The sequence below is a fragment of the Streptomyces sp. MNU89 genome (assembly GCF_020982505.1).
Lineage (GTDB): Bacteria > Actinomycetota > Actinomycetes > Streptomycetales > Streptomycetaceae > Streptomyces > Streptomyces xinghaiensis.
In genome coordinates this window covers 6584189-6607860 of record NZ_JAJKLL010000001.1, presented here as the reverse complement: position 1 = coordinate 6607860, position 23672 = coordinate 6584189, and the positions used below count along the sequence as shown (strand labels likewise).

Below are 23672 nucleotides of genomic sequence, written 5' to 3'. Positions count from 1 at the left end.
TCACGGTGCTCACATCGCCCCGTGGAAGGTGCGGCTGATGACGTCGAGCTGCTGCTCGCGGGTGAGCCGCACGAAGTTGACGGCGTATCCGGAGACGCGGATGGTCAGCTCGGGGTAGTTCTCCGGGTGTTCCATCGCGTCTTCGAGGGTGGCCCGGTCGAGGACGTTGACGTTCATGTGGAAGCCGCCGGACGCGGTGTAGGCGTCGAGGATTCCGGCCAGGTTCCCCGCCCGTTCGGCCGGGTCGTGGCCCAGGCCCTCCGGGGTGACCGTGGAGGTCAGGGAGATGCCGTCCCGCGCCGCCTCGTAGGGGATCTTGGCGACGGAGAGGGCCGAGGCGGCCATGCCGTGCTTGTCGCGGCCGTTCATCGGGTTGGCGCCGGGGGCGAAGGGCTGTCCGGCGCGGCGGCCGTCCGGGGTGTTGCCGGTGTGCTTGCCGTACACCACGTTGGAGGTGATGGTGAGCACCGACTGGGTGTGCTCGGCGTCCCGGTAGGTGGGGTGCCGGCGCACCTTCTCCATGAAGGAGCGGACGAGGTCCGCGGCGATGGTGTCGGCGCGGTCGTCGTTGTTGCCGTAGGCCGGGTACTCGCCCTCGACCTCGTAGTCGACGGCCAGCCCGTCGGCGTTCCGGACGACCTTCACCCGGGCGTTCCGTACCGCGGACAGGCTGTCGGTGGCGACGGACAGGCCGGCGATGCCGCAGGCCATGGTGCGGTGCACGGGGTGGTCGTGGAGCGCCATCTCCAGGCGCTCGTAGGCGTACTTGTCGTGCATGTAGTGGATGACGTTGAGCGCGTCCACGTAGGTGGCGGCCAGCCAGTCCAGCGTCCGGTCGTACGCCTTGCAGAGCTCGTCGTAATCCAGGTACTCGCCGGTCAGCGGCTCGGACTCGGGGGCGATCTGCTCGCCCGTCATCTCGTCGCGGCCGCCGTTGACGGCGTAGAGCATGGCCTTGGCGAGGTTGACGCGGGCGCCGAAGAACTGCATCTGCTCGCCGACCGTCATCGCGGAGACGCAGCAGGCGATGGCGGTGTCGTCGCCGGTGCAGGGGCGCAGCAGCTCGTCCGACTCGTACTGCAGGGAGCTGGTGTCGATGGAGACCTGGGCGCAGAACGTCTTGAATCCCTCGGGCAGTCGCGGCGACCAGAGCACGGTGAGGTTGGGCTCGGGGGCCGGGCCGAGGTTGTAGAGGGTCTGCAGGTAGCGGAAGGAGGTGCGGGTGACGAGCGGGCGCCCGTCCCGGCCGATGCCGCCGATGGCCTCGGTGACCCAGGTGGGGTCGCCGGAGAACAGCGCGTCGTACTCGGGGGTGCGCAGGAAGCGCACGATCCGCAGCTTGATGACGAAGTCGTCGATGAGTTCCTGGGCGCGGGCCTCGTCGACGCGGCCCTCGGCGAGGTCCCGTTCGAGGTAGACGTCGAGGAAGGTGGAGGTGCGGCCGAGGGACATCGCGGCGCCGTTCTGCTCCTTCACCGCGGCCAGGTAGCCCAGGTAGAGCCACTGCACGGCCTCGTGGGCGGTGGCGGCGGGGCGGGTGACGTCGCAGCCGTAGCCGGCGGCCATCTCCTCCAGTTCGCCCAGTGCCCGGATCTGCTCGGCGAGTTCCTCGCGGTCCCGGATGACGTCCGGGGTGGAGGGCCGGTGGTCGAGCAGGGAGCGCTCGGCCTTCTTCTCCTTGATCAGGATCGCGGTGCCGTAGAGCGGAACGCGCCGGTAGTCGCCGATGATCCGGCCGCGGCCGTAGGAGTCGGGCAGGCCGGTGATGATGCCGGCCTTGCGGGCCCGGCGCATCTCGGGGGTGTAGGCGTCGAAGACGCCCGCGTTGTGGGTCTTGCGGTAGGTGCCGAAGACCTTGGTGACGAACGGGTCGGGTTCGTAGCCGTAGGCGCGCAGCCCGTTCTCGACCATCCGCAGCCCGCCGTTCGGCATGATCGCCCGCTTCAGCGGGGCGTCGGTCTGCAGGCCGACGATCAGCTCGCGGTCGCGGTCGATGTAGCCGGGCGCGTGCGAGGTGATCGTGGAGGGGACCGCCGTGTCGACGTCGAGGATTCCCTTGCGGCGCTCCTCCGGGAAGAGGCCGCTGACCTTCTCCCAGACGGTGCGGGTGCGCTCGGTCGGGCCGGTCAGGAAGGCTCCGTCCCCCTCGTAGGGGGTGTAGTTGGCCTGGATGAAGCCCCGGACGTCCACTCGGCGGCGCCAGTGCTCGCCCGTGAACCCGCGCCACGCCGCTCCGGGCGCCTCTGTGCCGGTCGGTGTCACCACCGTCATCACTGCCTCCGCATGTCTTCGCGGCGCCGCTCGGGGGGTGTCCCTGCGGGCGCCTCTCATCGGTGTCCATCCTCCGGCCCGGGCCCTCCCCCCGGACAGGGCCGACGGGAGTCCCCGGGCACGCCGTACGGCCCCTGCCCGGGGGCGGTTCGGGGACCGAGCGGCCCGGGCCCGGTGAGGCCGTTCGGCCCTGCTCGCGGGGCGGGTCCCGGGCCGGGTTCCGGGGCCCGGCCGGCGGCGGCGCACCGGGGCCGAACGGCCCTGCCGCCCTGCCCCCACCAGCCCCTGCGGGCGTCCCGGCACCGCCGGATGCTGGAGAGAAGCCGAGGCAGCCCCAGGGGAGTGGACACCATGACGACGGACATCGCGCACCGCGCCGAGATGACGCACGCACTGCTGGCCGACGGCAGGACGGTGGAGATCCGTCAGGCACGCCCGGAGGACATCCAGCAGGTGCTGTGGCTGTACGAGGAGATGTCGCCGGAGAACCTGCGGTTCCGCTTCTTCGGCGCGAGCCGGCTGTCGGGGCGGATGGCCGCCGAACGGTTCTGCGGTCCACCACGCCCCGGGTTCCTGCCGCTGATCGCCTTCTGCGAGGACCAGATCGTGGGCGTCGCCGAGTACGAGACCGGCCCCGCCGACCCCGCCACGGCGGAGGTCGCCCTGGCCGTCGCCGACGACTTCCACCACCGCGGCGTCGGCACCCTGCTGCTGGAGCACCTGGTGCACGCGGCCCGCGCGAACGGTGTCGCCACCTTCACCGCCGACGCCCTCGCCGACAACCACGCGATGCTCCAGGTCTTCGCCGACCTCGGCCTGAGCACCGCCCGCCGGTTCGAGAACTCCGAGGTGCACTGCACCGTCGGCCTGGAACCGGACGAGCGCTACCTCGCCGCCTGCGACGAGCGCGGCCGGACCGCCGACGCCGCCAGCCTGCGGCCGCTGCTGCGGCCCCGTTCCATCGCCGTCGTCGGGGCGGGCACCAAGCCCGGTTCCGTGGGCCGCGCCGTGCTGCGCAACATCCGCCGGGCCGGCTTCACCGGCGCGCTGCACGCCGTCAACCCGCACATCCACACCGTCGAACACACCCCCTGCTACCCGTCCGTGACGACGATTCCCGAACCGCCCGAGCTGGCCGTGCTCGCCGTTCCGGCGCGCGCCGTGCCCCAAGTGGCCGAGGAGTGCGGCAAGTCCGGGGTCCGCGCCCTGGTGGTGCTGACCTCCGGGCTGGACGACGCCGAGGCGGAGGCGCTGCTGGTGACCGTCCGCCGCTACGGGATGCGGCTCGTCGGCCCGAACTGCCTGGGCATCGCCAACACCGAGGAGCCCGTGCGGCTGGACGCCACCTTCGCCGCGCACCGGCCGCTGCCGGGCACCGCCGGGGTCGCCGTGCAGTCCGGCGGGGTGGGCATCGCGCTGCTGGGCGGGCTGTCCCGGCTCGGCGTCGGCGTCTCCAGCTTCGTCTCGCTCGGCGACAAGTACGACGTCAGCGGCAACGACCTGCTGCAGTGGTGGGAGGAGGACGGCCGCACCGACATGGCCCTGCTGCACCTGGAGTCCTTCGGCAACCCGCGCGCCTTCTCCCGCACCGCCCGCCGGGTCACCCGGAAGATGCCGCTGCTGACCGTCGACGCGGGCCGCTCCGACGCCGGCCGCCGCGCCGCCGCCTCGCACACCGCCGCGGCCGCGACGCCGACCATGACCCGGCAGGCCCTCTTCACCCAGGCCGGGATCATCGCCACCCGCACGGTCGGTGAACTCCTCGACACCGCCGCCCTGCTGCACGCCCAGCCGCTGCCCACCGGGTCGCGGGTGGCCGTGGTGTCGAACGCGGGCGGCGCGGGCGTCCTCGCCGCCGACGCCTGCGTCGAGGCGGGCCTGAGCGTGCCGGAGCTTCCCGCCGACCTGGTCGGGGAGCTGCTGGAGTGGCTGCCGCCGGGCGCGAGCGCGGCGAACCCCGTGGACGCCACCGCGGCCGTCGGCGACCAGTCGCTGAGCGCCGTCCTGGACCGGCTGTCCGCGCACGAGGCCGTGGACGCGGTGCTGCTCGCCCTCGTCCCCACCGCGCTGGCCGCGGCCACGGGCGACGACCCGCTGCGGGCCCTCACCCACGCGGCCCCCGAGCGCCGCCGGCCCCGCACGGTCGCGGCGGTCCTGCTGGACCAGGCCGAGTCCGTGCGGCTGCTGCACACCCGGGGCGGCGCCGCCGTCCCCGCGTACGCGGACCCGCAGGCCGCCGCCCGCGCCCTGGCCCACGCCGCGGAGCGGGCCCGGTTCCTGGCCCGGCCGACGGGCACCTTCCCCGAGCTGCACGGCACCGACGCCGACGGCGCCCGCGCGCTCGTGGACGCCTTCCTCGCCGAGCACCCGGACGGCGGCTGGCTCGACCCGCGCCGCAGCGCCGAACTGCTGGACCACTACCGCATCCCGCAGCTCCCCTGGGCCTGGGCCGGGGACGAGCAGAGCGCGGTCGACGCCGCCGCCCGCCTCGCCCCCGGGCCGGAGGGCCGCGTCGTGCTGAAGGCGTACTGGCCCGGCCTGGTGCACAAGACCGACGAGGGCGCGGTGCTGCTCGATCTGGCCGGCGAGGAGAGGGTGCGGCGGGCGTACCGCTCGCTGGCCGGGCGCTTCGGGGAGGTGATGACCGGGGTGCTGGTCCAGCCGATGGCGGAGCGCGGCACCGAGCTGGTCGCCGGAGTCGTCCAGGACCAGGTCTTCGGGCCGCTGGTGCTCTTCGGCCTCGGCGGCACCGCCACGGAACTGCTGGCCGACCACGCGGCACGGCTGGCGCCGCTGACCGACCGCGACGTGCACGACCTGATCACCGCGCCGCGCTCCGCACCGCTGCTCTTCGGCTACCGCGGCGGCGGCCCGGTCGACCTCGAAGGGCTCGAACAACTGCTGCTGCGGGTCTCGCGGATGGCGTGCGACCTGCCGCAGCTCGCCGAGGCCGACCTCAACCCGGTCGTCGCCCGGCCCGACGGCGTCACCGCACTCGACGTCCGTATCCGCCTGCTGCCCCGGCAGGCGCGCGACCCCTATCTGCGCCGGCTGCGCTGAGCCCCGCCGCCCCCGAGGAGGAGAGAACCATGAAGCACCGCAAGGTCGGCACCGCGATGACGATCGACGTGGTCCGCGCAGTCGCCACCACCCCCTTCAAGGACATCGTGACGTGGCTGGACGAGCACGGGATCAGCGGGATGCCGGTGGTGGACGACGACGAGAAGGTCATCGGGGTGGTCTCCGTCTCCGACCTGATGAGCAGTCGGGCCGGACGGGACGGAGCCGGCGGCCGGGAGACAGGCCCCGGGGCGGGGCCCGAGGCCGGAACCGGCGGACTGCGCCTGCCCCGGCTCGGCCACACCGCCCGGCGGGCCGCCGGGGAGGACGGCCGCGCGCCCACGGCGGGGGAACTGATGACCTCGCCGGCCGTCACCGTCCGCGCCGTGACCTCCATCGCGCACGCGGCCCGCACCATGGCGCGGCACCAGGTGGAACGGCTGCCGGTGGTGGACGAGGAGGACCGGCTGGTCGGCATCGTCACCCGGCGGGACCTGCTCCAGATCTTCCTGCGGCCGGACGCCGACATCCGCCGGGAGATCATCGACGAGGTACTGGTGGACGCGCTGTGGCTGCCCCCGCACGCCATCGGCGTCACGGTCGTGGGCGGCGTGGTCGTCCTGGAGGGCTGTCTGGAACGGCGCAGCGAGGTGCCGATCGCCGAGCACATGGCCGGGCAGGTGGACGGTGTGGTGAGCGTGGTCAGCCATCTCACCCACCGCTACGACGACTCGAAGATCCGCCCGGTGGAACCGGCCCTGCACGGCCTCGCCGACGGCTGGCTCCGCCGGTTCTGACGGCCGGCCCCGCCCGGCGGCCCGAGCTCGCCGGCAGAACCGAACGACACGGGAACAGAAGGACGGTGAACAGACATGCTCACAGCACAGCGCGTACTCGTCACCTACGGAAGCAAGCACGGTTCCACCGCCGACATCGCCCAGTGGATCGGGGACGTGCTGCGCGCCCGGGAGATCGACGTCGTCGTCCTCCCGGCCTCCGGCGTCCAGGACCTCGAACCGTACGACGCCGTGGTGATCGGCGGCGGCCTCTACGCCGGCCGCTGGCAGAAGGACGCGGCCCGTTTCGCCCGCCGGAACCGCAGCGAACTCGACCGGCGCCCCGTCTGGCTCTTCAGCAGCGGCCCGCTCGACTCCTCCGCCTCCGAGGGCGAGATCCCGCCGCCGAAAGCGGTGGCCCGTATCGCCGAACGGGTCCACGCCCGCGGCCACATGACCTTCGGGGGCCGGCTCGCGGAGGACTCCGACGGCTTTCTCACCCGCCGGCTCGTCGCGGAGGGCAGGGGCGGCGACTTCCGCGACCGCGAGCAGGTACGGGCCTGGGGCGAGCGCATCGCGGCGGAGGTGGGCGACACCGAGCCGCCCGGCTGACGCCAGTCCTCCGCACCGTCCCCGCCGGGAGCGTGCCGGCGCGGCGTTCGGCGTCATGCCGTCTCCGGGCGGGGCAGGCCGAACCGGGCGCGGTCCTGTGCGGGGACGAGATCGAGGTGGGCGTCGGCGTGCTCGGCGATGTACTCCCGGACGTAGGAGCAGAACGGCAGGACGGCGAGTCCGCGGCGGCGGGCGTCGTCGAGTCCTCCGGCGACCAGCCGCCCGGCCAGACCCCGTCCCCGGAACTCCGGCAGCGTCTCGGTGTGGGTGAAGGCGATCCTCCGGCCGGTGAGCCGGTAGGCGGAGAAACCTGCCAGCCGTTCACCCTCGTGGATCTCGTAGCGGTTCTCGGCGGGGTTGTCGCGGACGGCCGTGCTCATGCGGTGCTCCTCCTCCGATGCCGCCGGTCGATCCGCACCCGGGAGGCGCTCACCGCTCCCCTCCGGCCCGCTGCCAGTGCGGGGCGGCGGCCGGGATTCGCGGCAGCGCGGACTCCACGCGGCCGAACCGGTCGTCCTGCCGCTGCCAGGACGCGTGGGCGGCATCGATCTCCGCCCGGGTGCGGCCCACGAAGTTCCACCACATCAGAATCGGCTCCTCGAACGGCGTGCCGCCCAGGAGCATCGCCCGGGCCGGCTCGCGCACCTCCAGCCGGAGTTCGTCGCGGCCCTCGCCGAGGTAGCCCAGCCGGCCCGGGTGCAAGGGCTTCCCGTGGACGGCGACGGCTCCTTCGAGGACCACCAGGGCGTACTCGAAACCGGTGCGCAGCGGCACGGTGGCGGAGGCGCGCAGGTCGAGGTCGACGCCGACCAGGGGGGTGTCGCGCCGGGCGGGGCTGACGGCGCCGCCGAAGTCCCCGATCAGCACGGTGGCTGCGCCCGCGCCCCCGTCGAGGTCGGCCTGCGGCAGCCCGGCGTGGTGCTCGAAGCCGGCCGGCCCGTGCCGGGTGGCCTCCGGCAGGGCCACCCACAGCTGGATGCCCTCCAGGGTGCCGCGGTAGTGGCCGGTGGCCTCCTCGGCGTGCGAGACGCCGCCGCCGGCGGTCATCAGGTTGAGCTGCCCGGGTTCGATGACCTGCTCGGAGCCGAGGCTGTCGCGGTGCAGCACCTGCCCGTCGGTGACCCAGGTGACGGTCTGCAGGCCGATGTGGGGGTGCGGTCCGATGTCCAGGCCACTGTTCTCGGTGACGTCGGCCGGGCCCATGTGGTCGGCGAAGCACCAGGCGCCGACCGTGCGGCGGCCCCGGCGCGGCAGCGCGCGACGCACCCGGGTCTTCCCGACCGTCGCCTCGCGGCTGTCGCTGATCTCCACGCACGGTGCCTCGGGGTGGCCGGTATCGGCCCGGGCCACGGGGGCGTCGACCGTACTGACCGGTCCGCTCATCACAGCACCTCGTCTTCTGTTGCCTTCACCGCGTACGTCGGCGGCGGATCGCCTGCGGGTTCTGCCGGGAGTCATGGGGCGTTTCGGTGCCTTGCGGCGGGTCGGGTGCACGGTGCGCGGGATGCCCGCGGTGATCCGCGGTGATCGCGGCGTGCGGTTCGGGAACACAGGTACCCCGGGTGCGCGTCCGGCAAAAGAAGGAGAACGCCGTCCGGCCGGAGTAACTCGGTGGTGCCGGTCCGGCCGGACAGTTCTCGCCGCCCGCGAGCAGGCGCTTGCGCTTCGCGCAGGCGCGATGACGTGGCAGACACAACCAGTGCCGTGCCACGAGGTGGCACGACGTAGCACCACCGGCTAATATGCGGGTTGTGTCAGCCCAGCACGAGATCACCCAGCGCGACCTGCGCAACCGGTCGAGAGAAATCATGGACGCCGTCCAGAACGGACAGTCCTTCACCGTCACACGGGACGGAAACCGGATCGGCGAACTGATCCCCCTGCGTCGACGCAGACGCTTCGTGCCACGCGGTGAATTTGCCGCGATGTCGCACACCGCCCCCGACATCTCCCTGGACACCTTCCGGTCGGATCAGGCCGCCACCGCCGAGCAGGAGGCGGACGACCCCTATGCCCGCTGAGTACCAGCAGGGACTGCTCGACACGAACATCATGATCCTGCGCAGATGGGTGGACCCGGAAGAACTCCCCGCAGAGGTGGCGATCAGCGCGATCACCCTGGCGGAACTCTCAGCGGGGCCCCATGAGGTGCGGCGGAACGAGGAGCAGGACGACTACGACGAGTACGCCGAGCGCGCCCGCCGTCTCGATGTCCTGCAGCGGGCCGAGAACGAGTTCGACCCCATCCCCTTCGACGCGGAAGCCGCCCGCATCTACGGCCGGGTGTGCGCGGCTGTGATCGGAGCCGGCCGCAGACCCCGCCGCCGGGTGGCCGACTTGATGATCGCCTCGATCGCCGTCGCCGAGGACCTCCCTCTCTTCACCACCAACCCCGACGACTTCAAGGGACTCGGCGACCTGCTCACCGTCGTCCCTGTGACCCGCCCCAAGGTGCTGCACGCCCGCTGAGGCGCACACATCTCCCTCCCGGGAGCCCGTCGGCCGGAACGCACACCGGGGCACCACCGGGGCGGATACCCGGTGGTGCCCCGGCCCTCGCCCGGCCGGGTGTGCCGGCCGGGCCGGGTGTGCCGGGCGCGCCACTGCCCGGACGGCCGGGTCTCAGTCCACGTCGATCACGACGTGCGGCGGCTGCCGGATCGAGTTGTGCACGGTGCAGTGGTTGACGACGGCGGCCAGCGCCTTGCGGCGCTGCTCGGGCAGTTCCCCGGGGACGACGAGGCGCATCCGCACCTCCCCGACCCGCGCCGGGCGGTCCCCGGCCAGCGCGAACTCCGTCTCCACCCGCAGGCCCTCGCGCGGCAGCCCGTGCCGGGCCAGATAACGGCCGGCGTAGTAGCCGACGCAGGTGGCCAGCGAGGCGGTGAACAACTCGACGGGGGTGGGGCCGAGGTCGTCGCCTCCGGCGTCCAGGGGCTGGTCCACGGTGAACTCGTGGCCGCGCACCGCGACCGAGTAGGACTCCCCGTCCAGGAAGTTCACGGTCATCTTCTGCATCACGTACCTCCTCGATACCCCTCCAGCCAACCGGAACCGGACAAGGCCGCACAGGGCCGAACGTCCGCACGGCGGAGGGCCGCCCGGACCCCTCCCACGGGCGAGTGCCGGGTCCCGGTGGGCGGGCACCCGGGTGCCCGGACCTGGCCGCGGCTCGGCCGGGCCCTCGCGTTCCGGCTCCCGCCGGGCCCTGAGCGTGGTGCCCGGGCGGCCCTCCGGGGCCCGCTCCCCGCCCCATCCGGAACCCTCCGCTCCGCACCGCGCCACTCGCCGTACGGGCGCGGCCCCGCCGCCCGATACGGTTACGGCTGTACGGCGGCGCTCGCGCCCGCACCGCCGGCGGTCCGCCCGGGAGGCCGGGCCGCACCGAAGCCCGATGGGGAACTCTGCCGGAAAGGCCCTGGACCGACGTGAACGAGCACCACGACCTGCAGGCTGTCGCCGAGGAAGCCGTCGAGGCGGGAGTCGCATGGCTCGTGCGAGCCGGGGACGAGTGGTCCGAGAAGAGATTCAAGGAGTCCGGCGAGGAGGTCACGGACGCCGACGTCGAGGTCGAACGGCGGGTGACCCGTGTCCTGCGCGAGCGCACCCCGGACATCCCCGTCATCGGCGAGGAGTCCGCCGAGGGCGGCCCGCTCCCGGAGCGCTGCTGGCTGCTGGACCCCATCGACGGCACCATGAACTACACCCGGGGCGCACCCCTGCACGCCGTCTCCCTCGCCTACGCGGAGGCCGGGACCCCGTCCGTGGGCGTGCTCCACGCCCCGGCCCTGCACCGCCGCTGGACCGTCGGCCCGCGCAACGCCCCGTCCACGGAACCGTCCGGGGTGCGCGAGGTCTCCCGGGCCATCGTCTCCGTCACGGGCACCGGATCGCCCCGCTCCCGGTCCGGCACCTTCCTCTCCGGCCTGCTGGGCGGCGTCGCCTACCGGGTGCGGATGCACGGCTGCATGAGCCTGGACCTGGCCGCGGTGGCCGAGGGCTGGCTCGACGCCTGTGTCTGCTTCGGCCCCGCCCCCTGGGACGTGGCCGCGGGCGTCACACTCCTCCGCCGGAACGGCCTGACCGTCCTGGGCGCGGAGGGCCGCGACTTCACCTTCGGCTCCCCGATCCTGGCCGCCGGCCACCCGGACCTCGCCAAGGAGCTGATCGAGATCTGGGAGTCCCTCCCGGCGAACGACGGAGCGGGAACCGAGCGGGCTTCCTGAGCCGGCACCGGACGGAGGAGCCCTGCCGGGCGCGTGCCGGCGGCAGGGCTCTCGCCCCCGGGGCCCGGCCGGCGATCAGCGCGGCCGGCGCAGTCCCGCGATGAGGGGTTCGACCATGCGGCGCGCGTCGTAGCGGGGGTCGTCCGCGCCGACGCAGAGGTTGCCGACGCCGCGCATGAGGTCGAGGGCCTTCACGTCGGACCGGATCTCCCCGGCAGCGGCGGCCGCGTCGAGCAGTTCGGTGCACACGGGCACGAGGCGGTCCAGGAAGTAATCGTGCAGCGTCCCGAAACCGGCGTGGTCGGACTGCAGCACGGCGGCTAGCCCGTGTTTGGTGACCAGGAAGTCGACAAAGAGGTCAATCCACTCCCCCAGCGCCGCATAGGGAGTCGGGCCGGCCGCCAGCAGGGCCGGCGCGGCCTCGACACAGGCCTCCACCTGGTGCCGGAAGACCGCGATGATGAGATCCGCCCGCTTCGGGAAGTGGCGGTAGATCGTCCCCACTCCGACGCCGGCCTCGGCCGCGATGTCGCGGACCGGCGCCTCCACACCCGCCCTGACGAAGACCGCGGCGGCCGCGTCGAGCAGAGCCTCCCGATTGCGCCGGGCATCCGCCCGTTTGGGCTGGGCCGCACGCCCCGCGCACTCACCGCTGCCTCTCACCGCGCCGCTCCCTCTCTCACATCACGCTTGCCAAAGCGGAACACTGTTCCGTATCGTCGTTCCGGAACGAGGTTCCGTTTGCTCATGATGCCAGAGCACGGACCCGCCACCAAGCCATGCCGTGCGGTGCGGTGCCGGCCGTGACGTGCCGCCACGCCACCGCACACCCCACCCGTCATGACGCCATGAGGAGACACGCTCATGCAGTACCGCACCTTGGGCCGCACCGGTGTGCAGGTCAGCACCCTCGCGCTCGGCGCGATGAACTTCGGCGCCATCGGGCGCACCACCCAGGACGAGGCCACCGCCATCGTCGACGCCGCCCTGGAGGCGGGGATCAATCTCATCGACACCGCCGACATGTACAGCAGGGGCGAGTCGGAGGAGATGGTCGGCAAGGCCATCGCAGGCCGCCGCGACGACATCGTGCTGGCCACGAAGGCGAACATGCCGATGAGCGAGGAGCGCAACCACCAGGGCAGTTCACGCCGCTGGCTGGTCACCGCACTGGACGACAGCCTGCGCCGCCTCGGTGTCGACCACGTCGACCTCTACCAGATCCACCGGTGGGACCCGAACACCAGCGACGAGGAAACCCTGTCGGCCCTCACCGACCTGCAACGCGCGGGAAAGATCCGCTACTTCGGCTCCTCGACCTTCCCCGCCCACCGCATCGTGCAGGCCCAGTGGGCCGCCCGCGAGCACCGTCTGAGCCGTTACGTCACCGAGCAGCCCAGCTACTCGATCCTGCAGCGCGGTATCGAGACCCACGTGCTGCCCGTGACCGAGCAGTACGGACTCGGTGTGCTGGTGTGGAGCCCGCTCGCCTCGGGCTGGCTGACGGGCGCGGTCCGCGCGGGCCGGGAGGTCACGACCAGCCGCTCGGCGGTGATGCCGGAACGCTTCGACCTCACCATCCCCGCCAACCGGGCCAGGCTCGACGCCGTCGAGCAGCTGGCCGGAATCGCCGACGAGGCCGGCCTGACGATGATCCAGCTCGCCCTCGCCTTCGTGACCGCGCACCCCGGCGTGACCAGCGCGCTCATCGGCCCCCGCACCCTGGATCACCTGCACGCGCAGACCGCCGCGGCCGACACCGTGCTCTCCGCCGACGTCCTCGACGCGATCGACGCGATCGTCGCCCCCGGCACCGACCTCGCCCCGCACGAGAAGCACGACACTCCGCCCTCGCTGCTCGACGCGTCGCTGCGGCGCCGCTGACCTCCCGGGAGACAGCCGCTCTCCCGCTTCCCGAGATCCGGGGGAATCGCGCGGGTGCCCGGCGAGACGTCGATCGTCCGCAGGCTCCCCGGGCACCCGCCGGCACGGACCTGCGGCGGCTCGTCACGTGGCGAACGCCACTTCTGCAGACAACCGACTCCACGGCTCCGGGCCGCGCCCCTCCCACTCGTCCGGATCACATCCCGCTCCCCGCCCCGGCCGGTGCCGCGGGCGTCGAAAGGACTGACCTTCCATGCCGCACACACCCCTGCCCAGCTTCGGCATCATGACCGCCCCCATGCAGGTCGGCTACCACGACATCCTGCGGGTCTGGCGCGAGGCGGACGCGATCCCGGCCATCGGGCACGCCTGGCTCTTCGATCACCTCATGCCGATCGGCGGCGACCCCAACGGGCCCGCCCACGAGGGCTGGACGCTGCTCTCGGCCCTCGCCGCCCACACCCGGCGGCTGCGGCTCGGCGTCATGGTGACCAGCAACCGGTTCCGGCCGCCCGCGATGCTGGCCAAGATCGCCACAACCGTCGACATCGTCTCCGGCGGACGGCTCGACTTCGGCATCGGCGTCGGCTCGCGCCCCCATCCTCCCGCGGCCCGGCGGGAGTACGCGGCCCACGGCCTGCCCTTCCAGGACCCAGCGCACGCCGTCGAGAGCCTCGCCGAAGCCTGCACGGTGATACGGCAGTTGTGGACCGAGGAGAAACCGTTCGACTTCCACGGCACCCACCACCGGCTCACCGGAGCGTTCGGCAGCCCCAAACCCGTCCAGCGCCCCCACCCGCCGATCCTCATCGGCGGACGCTCGTCCGCGACGCTGCGCGTGGTCGCCGAGCACGCCGACCTGTGGAACATCCCGGGCGGCGACATCGACGACGTCGTCCGCCGCAGCGCACTGCTGGACCGCTACTGCGCCGACATCGGCCGCGACCCCGCGTCGATCACCCGCTCGATCCACCTGCCCGTCTCCTACGACCGGCCCGCCGCCACGCGGGACGCGATCGCCGAGGCGGTCGGCGCCGGCTTCGGGCACATCGTCCTCGGACTGCCGTCGCCCTACCCGGACGGTGTCGCACGGTGGGTCGCCGACGAACTCATCGGCACGCCGGCCCGGTAGCCGTCGGCCGGCCGGCGGGCGCGCCCCGCGTGGAGATGCCCGTGCGGGGCAGGGTCAGAGCCGTGTGGCCGTGCGGATCAGCCCGGCGAGGGCGAGCGAGCGGCTGTGCGCGGGCCAGGCGATGTGGGTGACGACAGGGGGCGCGTCGGTCACGGGGACGGCGGCGTGCTCGGCCCACAGCCAGGCGCGGGCGGACTCGGGGAAGAGGGCCATGGTGCGTCCGAGGGCGATCAGTTGGGCCAGCTGCGTCTGATCGTGGATCTCGGGTCCCGGGCCGGGCGGGTAGCTGCCGCGGCGGGGCCAGCGGGCGTGCGGTAGACCGGGGATGTCGGTGACGTCGGCCAGGGACAGGGTTTTGCGCGCGGCGAGGGGGTGCCCGGCGGGCAGGATCGCGATCTGCCCCTCGGTCAGCAGTTCCTCGCTGTCGAACCCGGCGAGGGAGTTGAACGGCCTGTGCATGAGCGCCACGTCGGCGCGGCCGTCGCGCAGCATCTCCTCCTGCTCGCACGTGCCGCTGGGCAGCACCTCGACCTCGGCGGCGCCGGGCTCGGCCGCGTAGGCGGCGAGGAGTTTCTGCAGCAGCTCGTGGGAGGCGGCGGCCTTCACGGCCAGCACCAGGCGGTTGCGGGCGCCGCCCGGGGTACCGGCGCGACGGGTGCGGCGCGCGGCGGCGGTGGCCGCGTCGAGGGCGGCGCGGCCCTCGTGCAGCAGGACCTCTCCGGCGCCGGTCAGGGAGACGCCGCGGCGGTCGCGCTCCAGCAGGGAGACGCCGAGGCGCCGCTCCAGCTGCTGGATCGCCCGGGACAGCGGTGGCTGGGCGATGCCCAGGCGCTCGGCGGCGCGGCCGAAGTGCAGTTCCTCGGCGACGGCCGTGAAGTACCTCAGCTCGCGGGTCTCCAGGGTGTCCGGGGCATCCGGGGCGTCCATGGCCACGAGGGTACGCCGGTGATACCCACCGGGTATGACAGAGCACCGAATCGGTGTTGGATGCCCCTTGGGTCCGCGAGCGAGCATCGGCGGTATGAGCGAAACGAAGATCGCGCTGGTGACCGGCGCGAACAAGGGGATCGGATACGAGATCGCGAACGGGCTCGGCGCCCTCGGGTACCGCGTGGGCGTGGGAGCCCGCGACGACGCCCGGCGCGAGTCCGCCGTGGAGAAGCTGCGCGCGGCCGGGGTGGACGCGTTCGGGGTGCCGCTGGACGTGACCGGTGACCGGAGCGTCACCGAGGCCGCGGAACTGGTCGAAGAGCAGGCCGGGCGCCTGGACGCCCTGGTCAACAACGCCGGAATCTCGGGAGAGACGGGGCCGGGGTGGGGGCAGGACCCGACCTCGCTCGACCTCGACGTGGTCCGCACGGTCGTGGAGACCAACGTCATCGGTGTCATCCGGGTGACCAACGCGATGCTGCCGCTGCTGCGGCGCTCGGCGTCGCCCCGCATCGTCAACGTCTCCAGTTCCGTCGGCTCCCTGACCCGCCAGGCGGACCCGGACATCGATGTCGGCCCCGTCATGGCGGCCTACGCACCGACGAAGTCGTACCTCAACGCCGTCACCGTGCAGTACGCCCGGCAGTTCGCCGGCACGGACATCCTGATCAACGCCGCCTGCCCGGGCCTGGTCGCGACCGACTTCACCGGCTTCAACGGACCCCGCACCCCCGAACAGGGCGCGGCCACCGCGATCCGGCTCGCCACCCTGCCCGACGGCGGCCCGACCGGTTCGTTCTTCGAGGACGACGGCGTCATCCCCTGGTGACCCCGGGCTTGTCGTGACCGCGCGGTGGGCCCGGGCACGCTCGACACGGCCACGGACCCCGCGGCCGGCGCCCCTCGGCCACGCCCCAGGCCGAGAGGTCCTCGGCTCCGCTCCGTGGCCGGGCCGGGTCGTGGTCCGGATCCCGGGCGGCGCTCAGCGCCCCTTCAGGACCCGGTCCGCGAAAACCTCGACCGCGTCCACCACCGCCTCGAACCGGGCCGAGGGGAACAGGTCGAAGGCGTGCTGCGCGCCCGGGAGTTCCGCGTGGACGACGGAGGCGGCGGAGGCTGCGCGCAGTGTCCCGGCGAAGCGGCGCGCTTCCCTCGCCGCCACCACCGTGTCCCGGTCACCGTGGACGATGAGGAACGGCGGCGCGTCCGCGCGGACATGGGCAGCCGGGGACGAGGCGGCGCCATGGCCGTAGTACGGGCCGAAGTAGCCGTTCAGGCAGACGGCCGCGGTGACCGCGGTGTCGGCCTCCTCGAAGCCCGGCTGGAAGACGGGATCGTTCGGCGTCAGCGCGGCGAGGGCCGCCATGTGCCCGCCGGCCGAACTGCCCGCGACGACCAGCCGGGAGGGATCGGCGCCGTACCCCGGTCCGTGAGCGCGGAGCCAGGCGATCACCTGCTTGAGATCGACGAGGTGGTCGGGATGGCGCGCGGCCGGCCGCAGACGGTAGTTGGCGCTCACACAGACCCAGCCCCGGCTCGCGAGGCGGTACAGGAGAGGGAGCGCCTGAGTGTTCTTGCGGCCCTGGCGGTACCCCCCGCCGTGCAGATGGATCAGCACCGGGCCGCCCGCCGGGCGGGAGCGGTGGCGGTAGACGTCGAGCAGGTTCCGGCGCCCGGCGTCGCCGTAGCGGAGGTTCGGAATCCGCTCGACATCCCGGCGGCGCGGGAACACCGGTGCGAACAGGGCTCGGGCGAGCCGGCGGCGGTGGCGGGGCCGCCCCTCCGGCCCGGCACCGGCGGCCGCCCGCCCGTCCGGACCCAGCCCTTCGGCGAGGGCCCGCTCCAGCACCGGGGCGGCCCGCAGACCGCGCCGCGCGATGGCCACGAGACCGGCGCCCGTGAGAGCTGCCGCCCCAACGACCGCCCACGCGCCGGGACTTCCGATGTCCCGCTGGGCGAACACCAGCAGCGTCGAGGCCAGCAGGAAGTAGCCGCCGAGGACCGGCGCCTCGTTGAGCAGCAGCCCGAAGCGGAAGCTCAGCTCGGCGAGTGGCCGTGGCCGCCGCGGCGGCGCCAGCGCGCAGAGCGTTCCGGCCGCGATGACGGCCACGCTGATCAGATATCCGACTGGCACAAAGGCCCCCCGCTCCGCTCCCCGTCGTTCACGCCGCCCTTCGAGTCCTACCACGAAGGCTCGGGCACACCGGGGTCAGGCCCGGGGCCCGGTGACCGGAGCCCGGTGACCGGACATGGGCCCGCTCGCCCGCCACTCCGGTGCGAGCACCGACCAGATCTCCATGTCGAACCGCTTTCCCCGGCGCAGGTAGCTCTGGCGCAGCACGCCGTCCCGCGTCATCCCCAACCGCCGGGCGACGGCGATGCTGGGTTCGTTCCCCGTCACGGCCCACCACTCCACGCGGTGGATGCCCCGCTCCTCGACGGCCCAGTCGATGATGACGCGCGCCGCCCGGGTGACCAGGCCCCGCCCCACCGCCGACGGCTCCAGCCAGCATCCCGCCTCGGCGGTGCCGTGCTGGACGTCGAAGGTTCGGAAGAGCACGCCGCCGACCAGCCCGCCGTCGACCCGGATCCCGTAGAGCCGCCCGGTGTCGGCGGCGGCCTTCTCCGCGTAGGACCGGAGGAACGCCCGGCTCGACTCCGGGTCCGTGACCACGTCGGCCAGCCCGATGTACTGGCCGATGAACTCCCGCCCCCGGTCCATGTGGGCCAGGAACTCCCCGGCCTGCCACGGCTCCAGCGGACCCAGCACCGCGCCGTCCCCGCCCAGGGACACCGTGAACATCCGCGCCTCCAGCATGAGTGGACCGGTCCGCACTGCGACGAATCCTCCCACGGCGATCACGGGCGCCCCAGTGGATTACGACCGCCCTCGCGGAAGTGGACGATCACCCGGCCCTTCGGCGGCCGGGCAGCCGGCACTCCGCCCAGACGGTCTTCCCCGGGCCGTCGCTGCGGGCGCCCACCCCCACCGGTCGGCCAGCGCCGCCACCAGCAGCAGGCCCCGCCCCGACTCCGCGTCCGCGTCCCGCTCCCCCGGCCGCGCCGGCATCGGCAGCCGCTCGGCCCGGGTGTCGGTCACCTCCACCCGTACGCCACCGGGGCCGAGGGCCACCCCGAGCCGGAAGTCCCGCCCGGGGACACACCCGTGCCGTACGGCGTTCGCGCACAGCTCCGCCACCACCAGCGTCACAGCGTCGTGCGCATCGCTCCCGTACGGCACGCCCCGCTCGTCCAGCCACTGCCCGGCCAGTCGGCGGGCCAGCCGCGCACCGCGCGGGGTGGAGCTGAAGCGCAGGGTCAAGTCCCGGACATTCGCGGGGAGTCGGAAAGGGGTGGCGCACTGATCAGTCTTGCTCGTCATGCCTTCACGCTGACGCCCCAACCACAACGTGACCAGCGGTGACGCGCCCCGGCCACTCCGTTGTCCCACAGGCGGCATGCGCTGTACGCGCAGGGTGTGCGAAACCCAGTCGGGCGCCTACGGACCGGAGCGGCGCGGGGGCACCGGCTGTACGAGCCCACTGCGGCCTTGTACGCGGCGTGCGGCGTGACCGGCTCCGTGCCCGCCCGGTTGGACAGTGCCGAGCGTACGTCTGGAAGGGCGGTGGGCAGTGAACCAGGGGGACGACATGCGCGAGGGACCGGAGGGTCGAGAGGCGACGGCCGCGGCCCGCGACCAAGAACACCCGGCGGCCAACGACGAGCAGCACCGGGACGACGAGCACGGAACGGGCATCGTGACGGCATTCGGCCGTCAGCTGAAGCTGCTCCGCACCCGAGCGGGCCTGGAACGCCCCGAGTTCGGCTCCCTGATGAGCTACTCGGCTTCATCGATCGCATCGTTCGAGCAGGGCAGGCGCATCCCCCTGCCGACCTTCATCGACAAGGCGGACGAGGTGCTGGGAGCGGGCGGCCTTCTCAAGGCGCTCAAGAAGGAAGTCGAGCGGGCCCAGTACCCCAGCTTCTTCCGCGACGCCGCGCGCTTCGAGGCGGGCGCCACGGCGCTGTACGTCTACGCCGTCTACGCAGTGCCCGGGCTGTTGCAGACCGAGGACTACGCACGGGCCGGGTTCCGTCTCCAACGGCCGCTTCTCGAAGAGGACGTCATCGAGCAGCGGCTGAGCGCACGCATGGCACGCCAGGAAATCCATGACCGTCGACCTGCGCCTCTGCTCAGTTTCATCATCGAGGAGGCGGCTCTTCGCAGGCCTATCGGCGGGCGCACAGCTCTACGAGAGCAATGGGAGAAGCTGCTTCGCGTCGGGCGGCTTCGCAACGTGGAGATCCAGGTCATGCCGACAGACCGGGAGGACCACGCGGCGCTGGGAGGACCCTTCACTCTGATCGACGCTTCCACAGGCCAGCGCATCGCCTATACCGAGGTGCAGGACGACAGCCGCCTGTACACCGAGCAGGCAAAGATCCGCGAGCTCGAAACCCGCTATGGCATTCTCCGGTCTCAGGCACTCACACCGCGTGAGTCATCGACGTTCGTCGAGAGACTATTGGGAGAGTCATGAACGCTGAGCGCTCGGAGTCGGCCGTGCCCGAGGCAGCATGGTTCAAGAGCAGTTACAGCACCGGCGGAGGCGGTGAATGTGTGGAGGTGGCCGCCATGACGGACACCGTCCACGTCCGGGACTCCAAGAACCTCACCGGTCCTGAACTGACCGTGTCCCCGGATGCCTGGTCGTCCTTCGTCGGACTGGTCACCGGCCCGTCCGCCTGACGGCAGCACAGCGAGAGCGAGGGAGCCCTGCCGCACGCCTCTTGGCGCGGCAGGGCTCCCGTTCCTGGCCTGCCCCTCTGCCACCGCTCCGTTCGCCGGCGATCACCGGATCAGGTCCGCTGTCAGCGAATCCCCCTGGGCGCCCCGCTCGCGCGGTGCTTGAGTACCGGGATGGAGATCCTGGTACTGGGTGGGACGGCGTGGGTGGGCCGGGAGGTGGCGCGGCTGGCTTTGGCGCGCGGTCACCGGGTGACGTGCCTCGCACGCGGAGAGAGCGGCGAAGTCGCGGACGGGGCACGGCTGGTGGCCGCCGACCGGCGCGAACCCGGTGCGTACGAGCCGCTGCTCGACCGCGAGTGGGACGCCGTGGTCGAGGTGTCGTGGCAGCCGGGGTTCGTCCGCGAGGCGCTCGACGCCCTGGGCGGCAGGGCCGGGCACTGGACCTACATCTCCTCCTGCAACGCCTATGCCTCCCATGACACCCCCGGCGCCGATGAGTCGGCGGCCCTGCTCGCCGCGACCGACCGTGACGAGGTGGACCGCTCGCTGTACGGGGAGGCGAAGGTCGCCTGCGAGCAGGCGTCGGCGGCGGCCGTCGGCGACCGCCTGCTCATCGCGCGCGCCGGTCTCATCGGCGGCCCGGGCGACCACACCGGGCGCTCCGGCTACTGGGCGGCCCGCGCCGCACGCGATCCCCACGAGCCGATGCTGGTACCCGCCACCCCGGACCTGCCGACCCAGGTGGTGGACGTACGGGACCTCACCGCCTGGCTGCTCGACAGCGCAGAAATGGGAACCACCGGCACGTACACCGCCGTCGGCCCGGTCGTCCCGTTCGTGGAGTGGATCGAGCTGTCCCGGACCGTCGGCGGACACACCGGTCCGGTGGTCACGGCCGACTCCGCCTGGCTGCTCGCGAACGGCGTGGCCGAGTACATGGGTGACGAGTCATTGCCGATGTGGCTGGTCGAGCCGGGCTGGGAGGGCTGGTCCGCCCGTGACGGCTCGGCGGCGCACGCCGCGGGCCTCCGCCACCGGCCCCGTGCGGATCTGCTGACCGACACCCTGGGCTGGGAACGCGAGCAGGGCCTGGCCCGGCCCCGGCGCGCCGGCCTCAGCGCGGGACGCGAACGCCAACTGCTGGACGCCTGGCGGAAGATACGGTCGAGCCGGGAAGCGGACGAGCGTCGCTTGTAGGAGCCCTGCCTGTGACCGTGAAGACCGGTGCCCCCGATCGGCCCGGCACCGGGTCGATCCGCCGCAGACCCGATCATCGTCCTGTGCCCGGCACTCCCATCTGCGCGATCTCCCGTGGAAAGTAGGTCTCCAGGCTCTCCCCCGATCCGTACAGCTCGCGCACGAGGGCACGCGACCGCTCCACGACCTCCGGCTGCGTGAACCTGGTGGCGCCGTCGGGTACGCCCGCAGGGGTGTAGTCGAGAACGTAGACGGCTTCGGAGCCCAGCACGCACAGTTCGGGCAGGGGCTTCTCCCGCTCGTACGGCGCGACCCGCTCCGCTTCGAGCACGGAGACCTTCTCCCCGTACTCCCGCTTGACGTGCAGGATGTTCAGCTCCCACTGGATGTACGGCGTGACGGGCCGCTCCACGATCCGCACCCGGTGCAGGCCGATACCCGACCCAGTGATCTTCCCGAACTCCTCCTCGTACTCCGGGCGCAGCTCCTCGATCAGCCTCAGCGACCGTTCCCACTCGCCGCCACGGAACGCCAGCCAGCTCGGGAAGTCGCCCTCGTCGTAGCGCTGCATCCGCTCCAGCTTCCAGAAGCCCTCGGCCCCGATGCGCCAGAAACGCTCCATGAAGTCGGGTGTGTAGGCCGCCTGTTCAAGCCGGTTTCCGTGAGCGCCGCCGAAAATCTCACGCATGACGGGGACTCCCTCTCCTTCACAGTGGCTCGTCGGCAACCGCGTTGCTGCCGCCAAGTGACAAGCCAGCGAAGCTACCCCGCCTGCCCGGGGTGAATGCCTCTCCGCGGCTGGATCTACACCATGGAATGGGTCTCGCCCTGAAAGCCCCGATAGGCGGCAATTGCCGTGCAGACTCGACCACGTGGTTCAGGCCGCATCCCCTCGGAAGGAAGGCACATCCATGCCCAGGATTCGTCGCGCCGCCATCGCCGCGTCCACCGCCGTACTCACCTTGTCCGGCCTTGTCGCCGCCGGCACCGCGCCCGCCTCGGCCGAGCCCGGCTCCTTCGACCTCATCAACAAGAAGGACGGCTCGCGTCTCGCCCTGGTGGACAACAACACCGTGGCCGAGGGCGCCTTCGCCAACAGCCTGCGGGACCCGGGCTGGAAGTACAGCACGGAGGAGTGGACGTCACAGGTCGTCGGCGGCCGACTGCACGACGACACGCACAACCGTGTCCTCAGGAACGTGGCGGCGAACAAGTGCCTCCAGCCGCTGACCGATTCGCCGACGCGCGGGATGCGAGTCGTCGTGAAGACCTGCAACGGGTCGGAGGTCCAGAAGTGGAACCTCCAGCACGAGACGGTCTCCGGCACGAACTCGCGCTGGCAGATCTGGCGTCCCGTCGTCAACAAGCGTCTCGCGCTGACGCTCGACAAGTACGGGAACGGCAGCTGGAACACGCTCTACCTCGACACCTCCTACCCGTCGTCCGACAGGCTCTGGGTTCTCCGGCCGAACGACCAGCCCTGGCGTTACTGACGCCCCGCAGGCCGCCCGTCCGGTCGGTCGGAGGCCGATCCGGCTGGTTGTGTGAGAGCACGGCAGTTGTCACGTGCGCAGACCTGCCGCCCGGGAGAAGACTCCCTCAGACCAGTCCGATCCCGGCGATGACCGGGAGGTGGTCGCTGCCGGTCGTGGGCAGGGTCCTGATGTGACCGACGGTCGCGGAGCGGGCCATGATCTGGTCGATCCGGGCCAGTGGGAAGGCGGCGGGGAAGCTGAGGGCGAAGCCCCGGGCCGGCACGTTCATCTGTGCGGTCAGCGGGGCCAGCCCACGGTCGTCGACTGTGCTGTTGAGGTCGCCGAGGAGTATCACCGTGCTGAGCTTCTCGGCGGCTACGGCCTTGCCCAGCAGGTCGGCGCTTTCGTCGCGCCGGGAGGAGGCCAGGCCGGCCGCGTGGAGGCGGACCGAGGGCAGGTGCGCGACGTACACCGCGATCTCCCGGTGCGGAGCGCGGACGGCGGCCCGCAGTCCCCGGTTCCAGGGCTCGGTGATCCCGTCGGGTTTGATGTCCAGCTCTTCGACATCGGTGAGCGGGTGTTGCGACCAGAGTCCGACGGTGCCCACCACCGCGTGGTACGGGTAGTGCGGGGCGAGGGTTCTCTCGTAGACCGGCAGCGCCGCGGGGAGCAGTTCCTCCAGGGCGACGAGGTCGGGCTCGGCATCGGCCAGAGTGCGGGCCGTGCCCGCCGGGTCGGTGTTCTCGTCGCTGACGTTGTGCTGCACCACGACGAGGTTGTGCGCGCCGGGCTCTGCCCCGGGCAGCAGCAGTCCGCCGAAGAGGTACGTCCAGGCCGCCACCGGCAGGAGCAGGGCCAGCAGTGCGACAGCCGAGCGGCGCAGCAGCGCCAGGCCGAGCAGCACCGCGATCACCAGGCCGGACCAGGGCAGGAAGGATTCGAGCAGGCTGCCCAGGTGTCCGGGGGTGTTCGGGACCAGCCGGTGGAACGCCGTCAGCACGGCCGTCAGCACGGCCGACGCGGCGAGCATCCGCCCCCGTGTCCGGGACGCCCGGTTGCCCGCGTTCGCGACCGCCGACCACCACTTGGCCCTCTCGGGGGCTGCTGCCCCCGCCGGCGTCGCGCTGCTGTTCCGCTCTCCCATGGTGTCCCGTCCACTTGCCCTGTGCCATCGTTCCTGCCCGTCAGGACGAGCCGCCCGGTGCGGCGGGTTCTGTTCTTCGCGGGTGGGACGGCGCACATCCGTGAGGCCCTGGGGGCGGAACGGAGCCCGCCACACCCGGCGTCCCGGGTCCGGGAGATCAGCGGTTCGCGGTGCCGGAGGACTCGGGAGACGGGGACCCGGTCGCAGTGGCACGG

General features: G+C 72.7%; 24 protein-coding genes. 13 read left to right on the top strand and 11 right to left on the bottom strand.

The window, feature by feature from the left end:
* Positions 1 to 9 precede the first annotated feature (9 nt).
* On the bottom strand, positions 10 to 2271 hold the full coding sequence (pflB, locus tag E4N63_RS28385; RefSeq protein ID WP_125622607.1) for a formate C-acetyltransferase: 2262 nt from the start codon (positions 2269 to 2271) through the stop codon (positions 10 to 12).
* A gap of 351 nt (positions 2272 to 2622) precedes the next feature.
* Here pflB and E4N63_RS28380 point away from each other — a divergent pair, with 351 nt between their 5' ends.
* The 3 genes from E4N63_RS28380 to E4N63_RS28370 all read left to right on the top strand — a co-directional run bounded on the left by E4N63_RS28380 (position 2623) and on the right by E4N63_RS28370 (position 6719).
* Positions 2623 to 5331 (top strand): bifunctional GNAT family N-acetyltransferase/acetate--CoA ligase family protein, encoded by a 2709-nt coding sequence (locus E4N63_RS28380; protein ID WP_230242028.1) that lies wholly within the window; start codon positions 2623 to 2625, stop codon positions 5329 to 5331.
* Positions 5332 to 5360: 29 nt separating this feature from the next.
* Positions 5361 to 6128, top strand: a complete 768-nt coding sequence (locus E4N63_RS28375) for a CBS domain-containing protein (RefSeq protein WP_125622609.1) — start codon at positions 5361 to 5363, stop codon at positions 6126 to 6128.
* 75 nt (positions 6129 to 6203) lie between these two features.
* Positions 6204 to 6719, top strand: a complete 516-nt coding sequence (locus E4N63_RS28370; RefSeq protein WP_125622610.1) for a flavodoxin domain-containing protein — start codon at positions 6204 to 6206, stop codon at positions 6717 to 6719.
* A 53-nt stretch (positions 6720 to 6772) separates the two neighbouring features.
* On the opposite strand, the gene E4N63_RS28365 is transcribed toward E4N63_RS28370, so the two are convergent.
* Entirely contained in the window at positions 6773 to 7099 is a 327-nt protein-coding gene (locus E4N63_RS28365) for a GNAT family N-acetyltransferase (protein ID WP_125622611.1), read from the bottom strand.
* A gap of 49 nt (positions 7100 to 7148) precedes the next feature.
* Positions 7149 to 8102 (bottom strand): pirin family protein, encoded by a 954-nt coding sequence (locus E4N63_RS28360; RefSeq protein ID WP_125622612.1) that lies wholly within the window; start codon positions 8100 to 8102, stop codon positions 7149 to 7151.
* A gap of 368 nt (positions 8103 to 8470) precedes the next feature.
* Here E4N63_RS28360 and E4N63_RS28355 point away from each other — a divergent pair, with 368 nt between their 5' ends.
* Entirely contained in the window at positions 8471 to 8740 is a 270-nt protein-coding gene (locus E4N63_RS28355) for a type II toxin-antitoxin system Phd/YefM family antitoxin (RefSeq protein WP_374112847.1), read from the top strand.
* Positions 8730 to 9188 (top strand): type II toxin-antitoxin system VapC family toxin, encoded by a 459-nt coding sequence (locus E4N63_RS28350; RefSeq protein ID WP_125622614.1) that lies wholly within the window; start codon positions 8730 to 8732, stop codon positions 9186 to 9188. Before E4N63_RS28355 ends, E4N63_RS28350 begins: the two co-directional genes overlap by 11 nt.
* Positions 9189 to 9341: 153 nt before the next feature.
* On the opposite strand, the gene E4N63_RS28345 is transcribed toward E4N63_RS28350, so the two are convergent.
* Positions 9342 to 9737 (bottom strand): OsmC family protein, encoded by a 396-nt coding sequence (locus E4N63_RS28345; protein ID WP_019708622.1) that lies wholly within the window; start codon positions 9735 to 9737, stop codon positions 9342 to 9344.
* A gap of 410 nt (positions 9738 to 10147) precedes the next feature.
* Here E4N63_RS28345 and E4N63_RS28340 point away from each other — a divergent pair, with 410 nt between their 5' ends.
* Positions 10148 to 10945: an inositol monophosphatase family protein gene (locus tag E4N63_RS28340; RefSeq protein ID WP_125622615.1), complete on the top strand. Its 798-nt coding sequence runs from the start codon at positions 10148 to 10150 to the stop codon at positions 10943 to 10945.
* A gap of 75 nt (positions 10946 to 11020) precedes the next feature.
* Here E4N63_RS28340 and E4N63_RS28335 read toward each other — a convergent pair whose 3' ends face one another.
* The gene (locus E4N63_RS28335; protein ID WP_230242027.1) at positions 11021 to 11608 is read right to left on the bottom strand and encodes a TetR/AcrR family transcriptional regulator; all 588 of its coding nucleotides are present in this window, start codon (positions 11606 to 11608) and stop codon (positions 11021 to 11023) included.
* Positions 11609 to 11809: 201 nt separating this feature from the next.
* On the opposite strand from E4N63_RS28335, the gene E4N63_RS28330 reads away from it, so the two are divergent.
* Together E4N63_RS28330 and E4N63_RS28325 are read left to right on the top strand one after the other, a co-directional pair.
* Positions 11810 to 12829, top strand: a complete 1020-nt coding sequence (locus E4N63_RS28330; protein ID WP_125622617.1) for an aldo/keto reductase — start codon at positions 11810 to 11812, stop codon at positions 12827 to 12829.
* Positions 12830 to 13082: 253 nt separating this feature from the next.
* On the top strand, positions 13083 to 13961 hold the full coding sequence (locus E4N63_RS28325) for an LLM class flavin-dependent oxidoreductase (protein ID WP_230242026.1): 879 nt from the start codon (positions 13083 to 13085) through the stop codon (positions 13959 to 13961).
* A 54-nt stretch (positions 13962 to 14015) separates the two neighbouring features.
* Here the strand turns inward: E4N63_RS28325 and E4N63_RS28320 are convergent, their stop codons facing one another.
* Positions 14016 to 14888 carry a LysR family transcriptional regulator gene (locus E4N63_RS28320; protein WP_230242025.1) on the bottom strand — a complete coding sequence of 291 codons (873 nt, stop codon included), beginning with the start codon at positions 14886 to 14888 and terminating at the stop codon, positions 14016 to 14018.
* A gap of 94 nt (positions 14889 to 14982) precedes the next feature.
* Here E4N63_RS28320 and E4N63_RS28315 point away from each other — a divergent pair, with 94 nt between their 5' ends.
* Positions 14983 to 15720 (top strand): SDR family oxidoreductase, encoded by a 738-nt coding sequence (locus E4N63_RS28315; protein WP_230242023.1) that lies wholly within the window; start codon positions 14983 to 14985, stop codon positions 15718 to 15720.
* Between the two features lie 153 nt (positions 15721 to 15873).
* Here the strand turns inward: E4N63_RS28315 and E4N63_RS28310 are convergent, their stop codons facing one another.
* From E4N63_RS28310 to E4N63_RS28300, 3 genes are all read right to left on the bottom strand, one after another.
* Entirely contained in the window at positions 15874 to 17025 is a 1152-nt protein-coding gene (locus E4N63_RS28310; RefSeq protein ID WP_230242021.1) for an alpha/beta hydrolase, read from the bottom strand.
* Between the two features lie 75 nt (positions 17026 to 17100).
* Positions 17101 to 17694 carry a GNAT family N-acetyltransferase gene (locus E4N63_RS28305; RefSeq protein ID WP_125622641.1) on the bottom strand — a complete coding sequence of 198 codons (594 nt, stop codon included), beginning with the start codon at positions 17692 to 17694 and terminating at the stop codon, positions 17101 to 17103.
* 75 nt (positions 17695 to 17769) lie between these two features.
* Positions 17770 to 18213, bottom strand: a complete 444-nt coding sequence (locus E4N63_RS28300) for an ATP-binding protein (RefSeq protein ID WP_374112846.1) — start codon at positions 18211 to 18213, stop codon at positions 17770 to 17772.
* 328 nt (positions 18214 to 18541) lie between these two features.
* On the opposite strand from E4N63_RS28300, the gene E4N63_RS28295 reads away from it, so the two are divergent.
* From E4N63_RS28295 to E4N63_RS28285, 3 genes are all read left to right on the top strand, one after another.
* Positions 18542 to 19432 carry a helix-turn-helix transcriptional regulator gene (locus tag E4N63_RS28295; protein WP_125622642.1) on the top strand — a complete coding sequence of 297 codons (891 nt, stop codon included), beginning with the start codon at positions 18542 to 18544 and terminating at the stop codon, positions 19430 to 19432.
* Positions 19429 to 19641 carry a DUF397 domain-containing protein gene (locus E4N63_RS28290; protein ID WP_125622623.1) on the top strand — a complete coding sequence of 71 codons (213 nt, stop codon included), beginning with the start codon at positions 19429 to 19431 and terminating at the stop codon, positions 19639 to 19641. The genes E4N63_RS28295 and E4N63_RS28290 overlap by 4 nt, the downstream gene beginning before the upstream one ends.
* Before the next feature lie 171 nt (positions 19642 to 19812).
* Positions 19813 to 20838, top strand: coding sequence for an NAD-dependent epimerase/dehydratase family protein (locus E4N63_RS28285; RefSeq protein ID WP_230242019.1), 1026 nt, complete (start codon positions 19813 to 19815; stop codon positions 20836 to 20838).
* A 73-nt stretch (positions 20839 to 20911) separates the two neighbouring features.
* On the opposite strand, the gene E4N63_RS28280 is transcribed toward E4N63_RS28285, so the two are convergent.
* Complete coding sequence (locus E4N63_RS28280; protein WP_230242016.1) at positions 20912 to 21526, bottom strand: DUF6879 family protein; 615 nt, start codon at positions 21524 to 21526, stop codon at positions 20912 to 20914.
* A 223-nt stretch (positions 21527 to 21749) separates the two neighbouring features.
* Here E4N63_RS28280 and E4N63_RS28275 point away from each other — a divergent pair, with 223 nt between their 5' ends.
* Complete coding sequence (locus tag E4N63_RS28275) at positions 21750 to 22331, top strand: RICIN domain-containing protein (RefSeq protein WP_125622626.1); 582 nt, start codon at positions 21750 to 21752, stop codon at positions 22329 to 22331.
* A 106-nt stretch (positions 22332 to 22437) separates the two neighbouring features.
* Here E4N63_RS28275 and E4N63_RS28270 read toward each other — a convergent pair whose 3' ends face one another.
* On the bottom strand, positions 22438 to 23343 hold the full coding sequence (locus E4N63_RS28270; RefSeq protein WP_374112898.1) for an endonuclease/exonuclease/phosphatase family protein: 906 nt from the start codon (positions 23341 to 23343) through the stop codon (positions 22438 to 22440).
* Positions 23344 to 23672: the final 329 nt, after the last annotated feature.

What these genes read in the sequence shown, in the direction of transcription:
- pflB (WP_125622607.1), bottom strand. Translation starts at nt 2,271, where the DNA reads ATGACGGTGGTGACACCGACCGGCACAGAGGCGCCCGGAGCGGCGTGG.
- E4N63_RS28380 (WP_230242028.1), top strand. Translation starts at nt 2,623, where the DNA reads ATGACGACGGACATCGCGCACCGCGCCGAGATGACGCACGCACTGCTG.
- E4N63_RS28375 (WP_125622609.1), top strand. Translation starts at nt 5,361, where the DNA reads ATGAAGCACCGCAAGGTCGGCACCGCGATGACGATCGACGTGGTCCGC.
- E4N63_RS28370 (WP_125622610.1), top strand. Translation starts at nt 6,204, where the DNA reads ATGCTCACAGCACAGCGCGTACTCGTCACCTACGGAAGCAAGCACGGT.
- E4N63_RS28365 (WP_125622611.1), bottom strand. Translation starts at nt 7,099, where the DNA reads ATGAGCACGGCCGTCCGCGACAACCCCGCCGAGAACCGCTACGAGATC.
- E4N63_RS28360 (WP_125622612.1), bottom strand. Translation starts at nt 8,102, where the DNA reads ATGAGCGGACCGGTCAGTACGGTCGACGCCCCCGTGGCCCGGGCCGAT.
- E4N63_RS28350 (WP_125622614.1), top strand. Translation starts at nt 8,730, where the DNA reads ATGCCCGCTGAGTACCAGCAGGGACTGCTCGACACGAACATCATGATC.
- E4N63_RS28345 (WP_019708622.1), bottom strand. Translation starts at nt 9,737, where the DNA reads ATGCAGAAGATGACCGTGAACTTCCTGGACGGGGAGTCCTACTCGGTC.
- E4N63_RS28330 (WP_125622617.1), top strand. Translation starts at nt 11,810, where the DNA reads ATGCAGTACCGCACCTTGGGCCGCACCGGTGTGCAGGTCAGCACCCTC.
- E4N63_RS28325 (WP_230242026.1), top strand. Translation starts at nt 13,083, where the DNA reads ATGCCGCACACACCCCTGCCCAGCTTCGGCATCATGACCGCCCCCATG.
- E4N63_RS28320 (WP_230242025.1), bottom strand. Translation starts at nt 14,888, where the DNA reads ATGGACGCCCCGGATGCCCCGGACACCCTGGAGACCCGCGAGCTGAGG.
- E4N63_RS28315 (WP_230242023.1), top strand. Translation starts at nt 14,983, where the DNA reads ATGAGCGAAACGAAGATCGCGCTGGTGACCGGCGCGAACAAGGGGATC.
- E4N63_RS28305 (WP_125622641.1), bottom strand. Translation starts at nt 17,694, where the DNA reads ATGTTCACGGTGTCCCTGGGCGGGGACGGCGCGGTGCTGGGTCCGCTG.
- E4N63_RS28295 (WP_125622642.1), top strand. Translation starts at nt 18,542, where the DNA reads ATGCGCGAGGGACCGGAGGGTCGAGAGGCGACGGCCGCGGCCCGCGAC.
- E4N63_RS28290 (WP_125622623.1), top strand. Translation starts at nt 19,429, where the DNA reads ATGAACGCTGAGCGCTCGGAGTCGGCCGTGCCCGAGGCAGCATGGTTC.
- E4N63_RS28285 (WP_230242019.1), top strand. Translation starts at nt 19,813, where the DNA reads ATGGAGATCCTGGTACTGGGTGGGACGGCGTGGGTGGGCCGGGAGGTG.
- E4N63_RS28280 (WP_230242016.1), bottom strand. Translation starts at nt 21,526, where the DNA reads ATGCGTGAGATTTTCGGCGGCGCTCACGGAAACCGGCTTGAACAGGCG.
- E4N63_RS28275 (WP_125622626.1), top strand. Translation starts at nt 21,750, where the DNA reads ATGCCCAGGATTCGTCGCGCCGCCATCGCCGCGTCCACCGCCGTACTC.
- E4N63_RS28270 (WP_374112898.1), bottom strand. Translation starts at nt 23,343, where the DNA reads ATGCTCGCCGCGTCGGCCGTGCTGACGGCCGTGCTGACGGCGTTCCAC.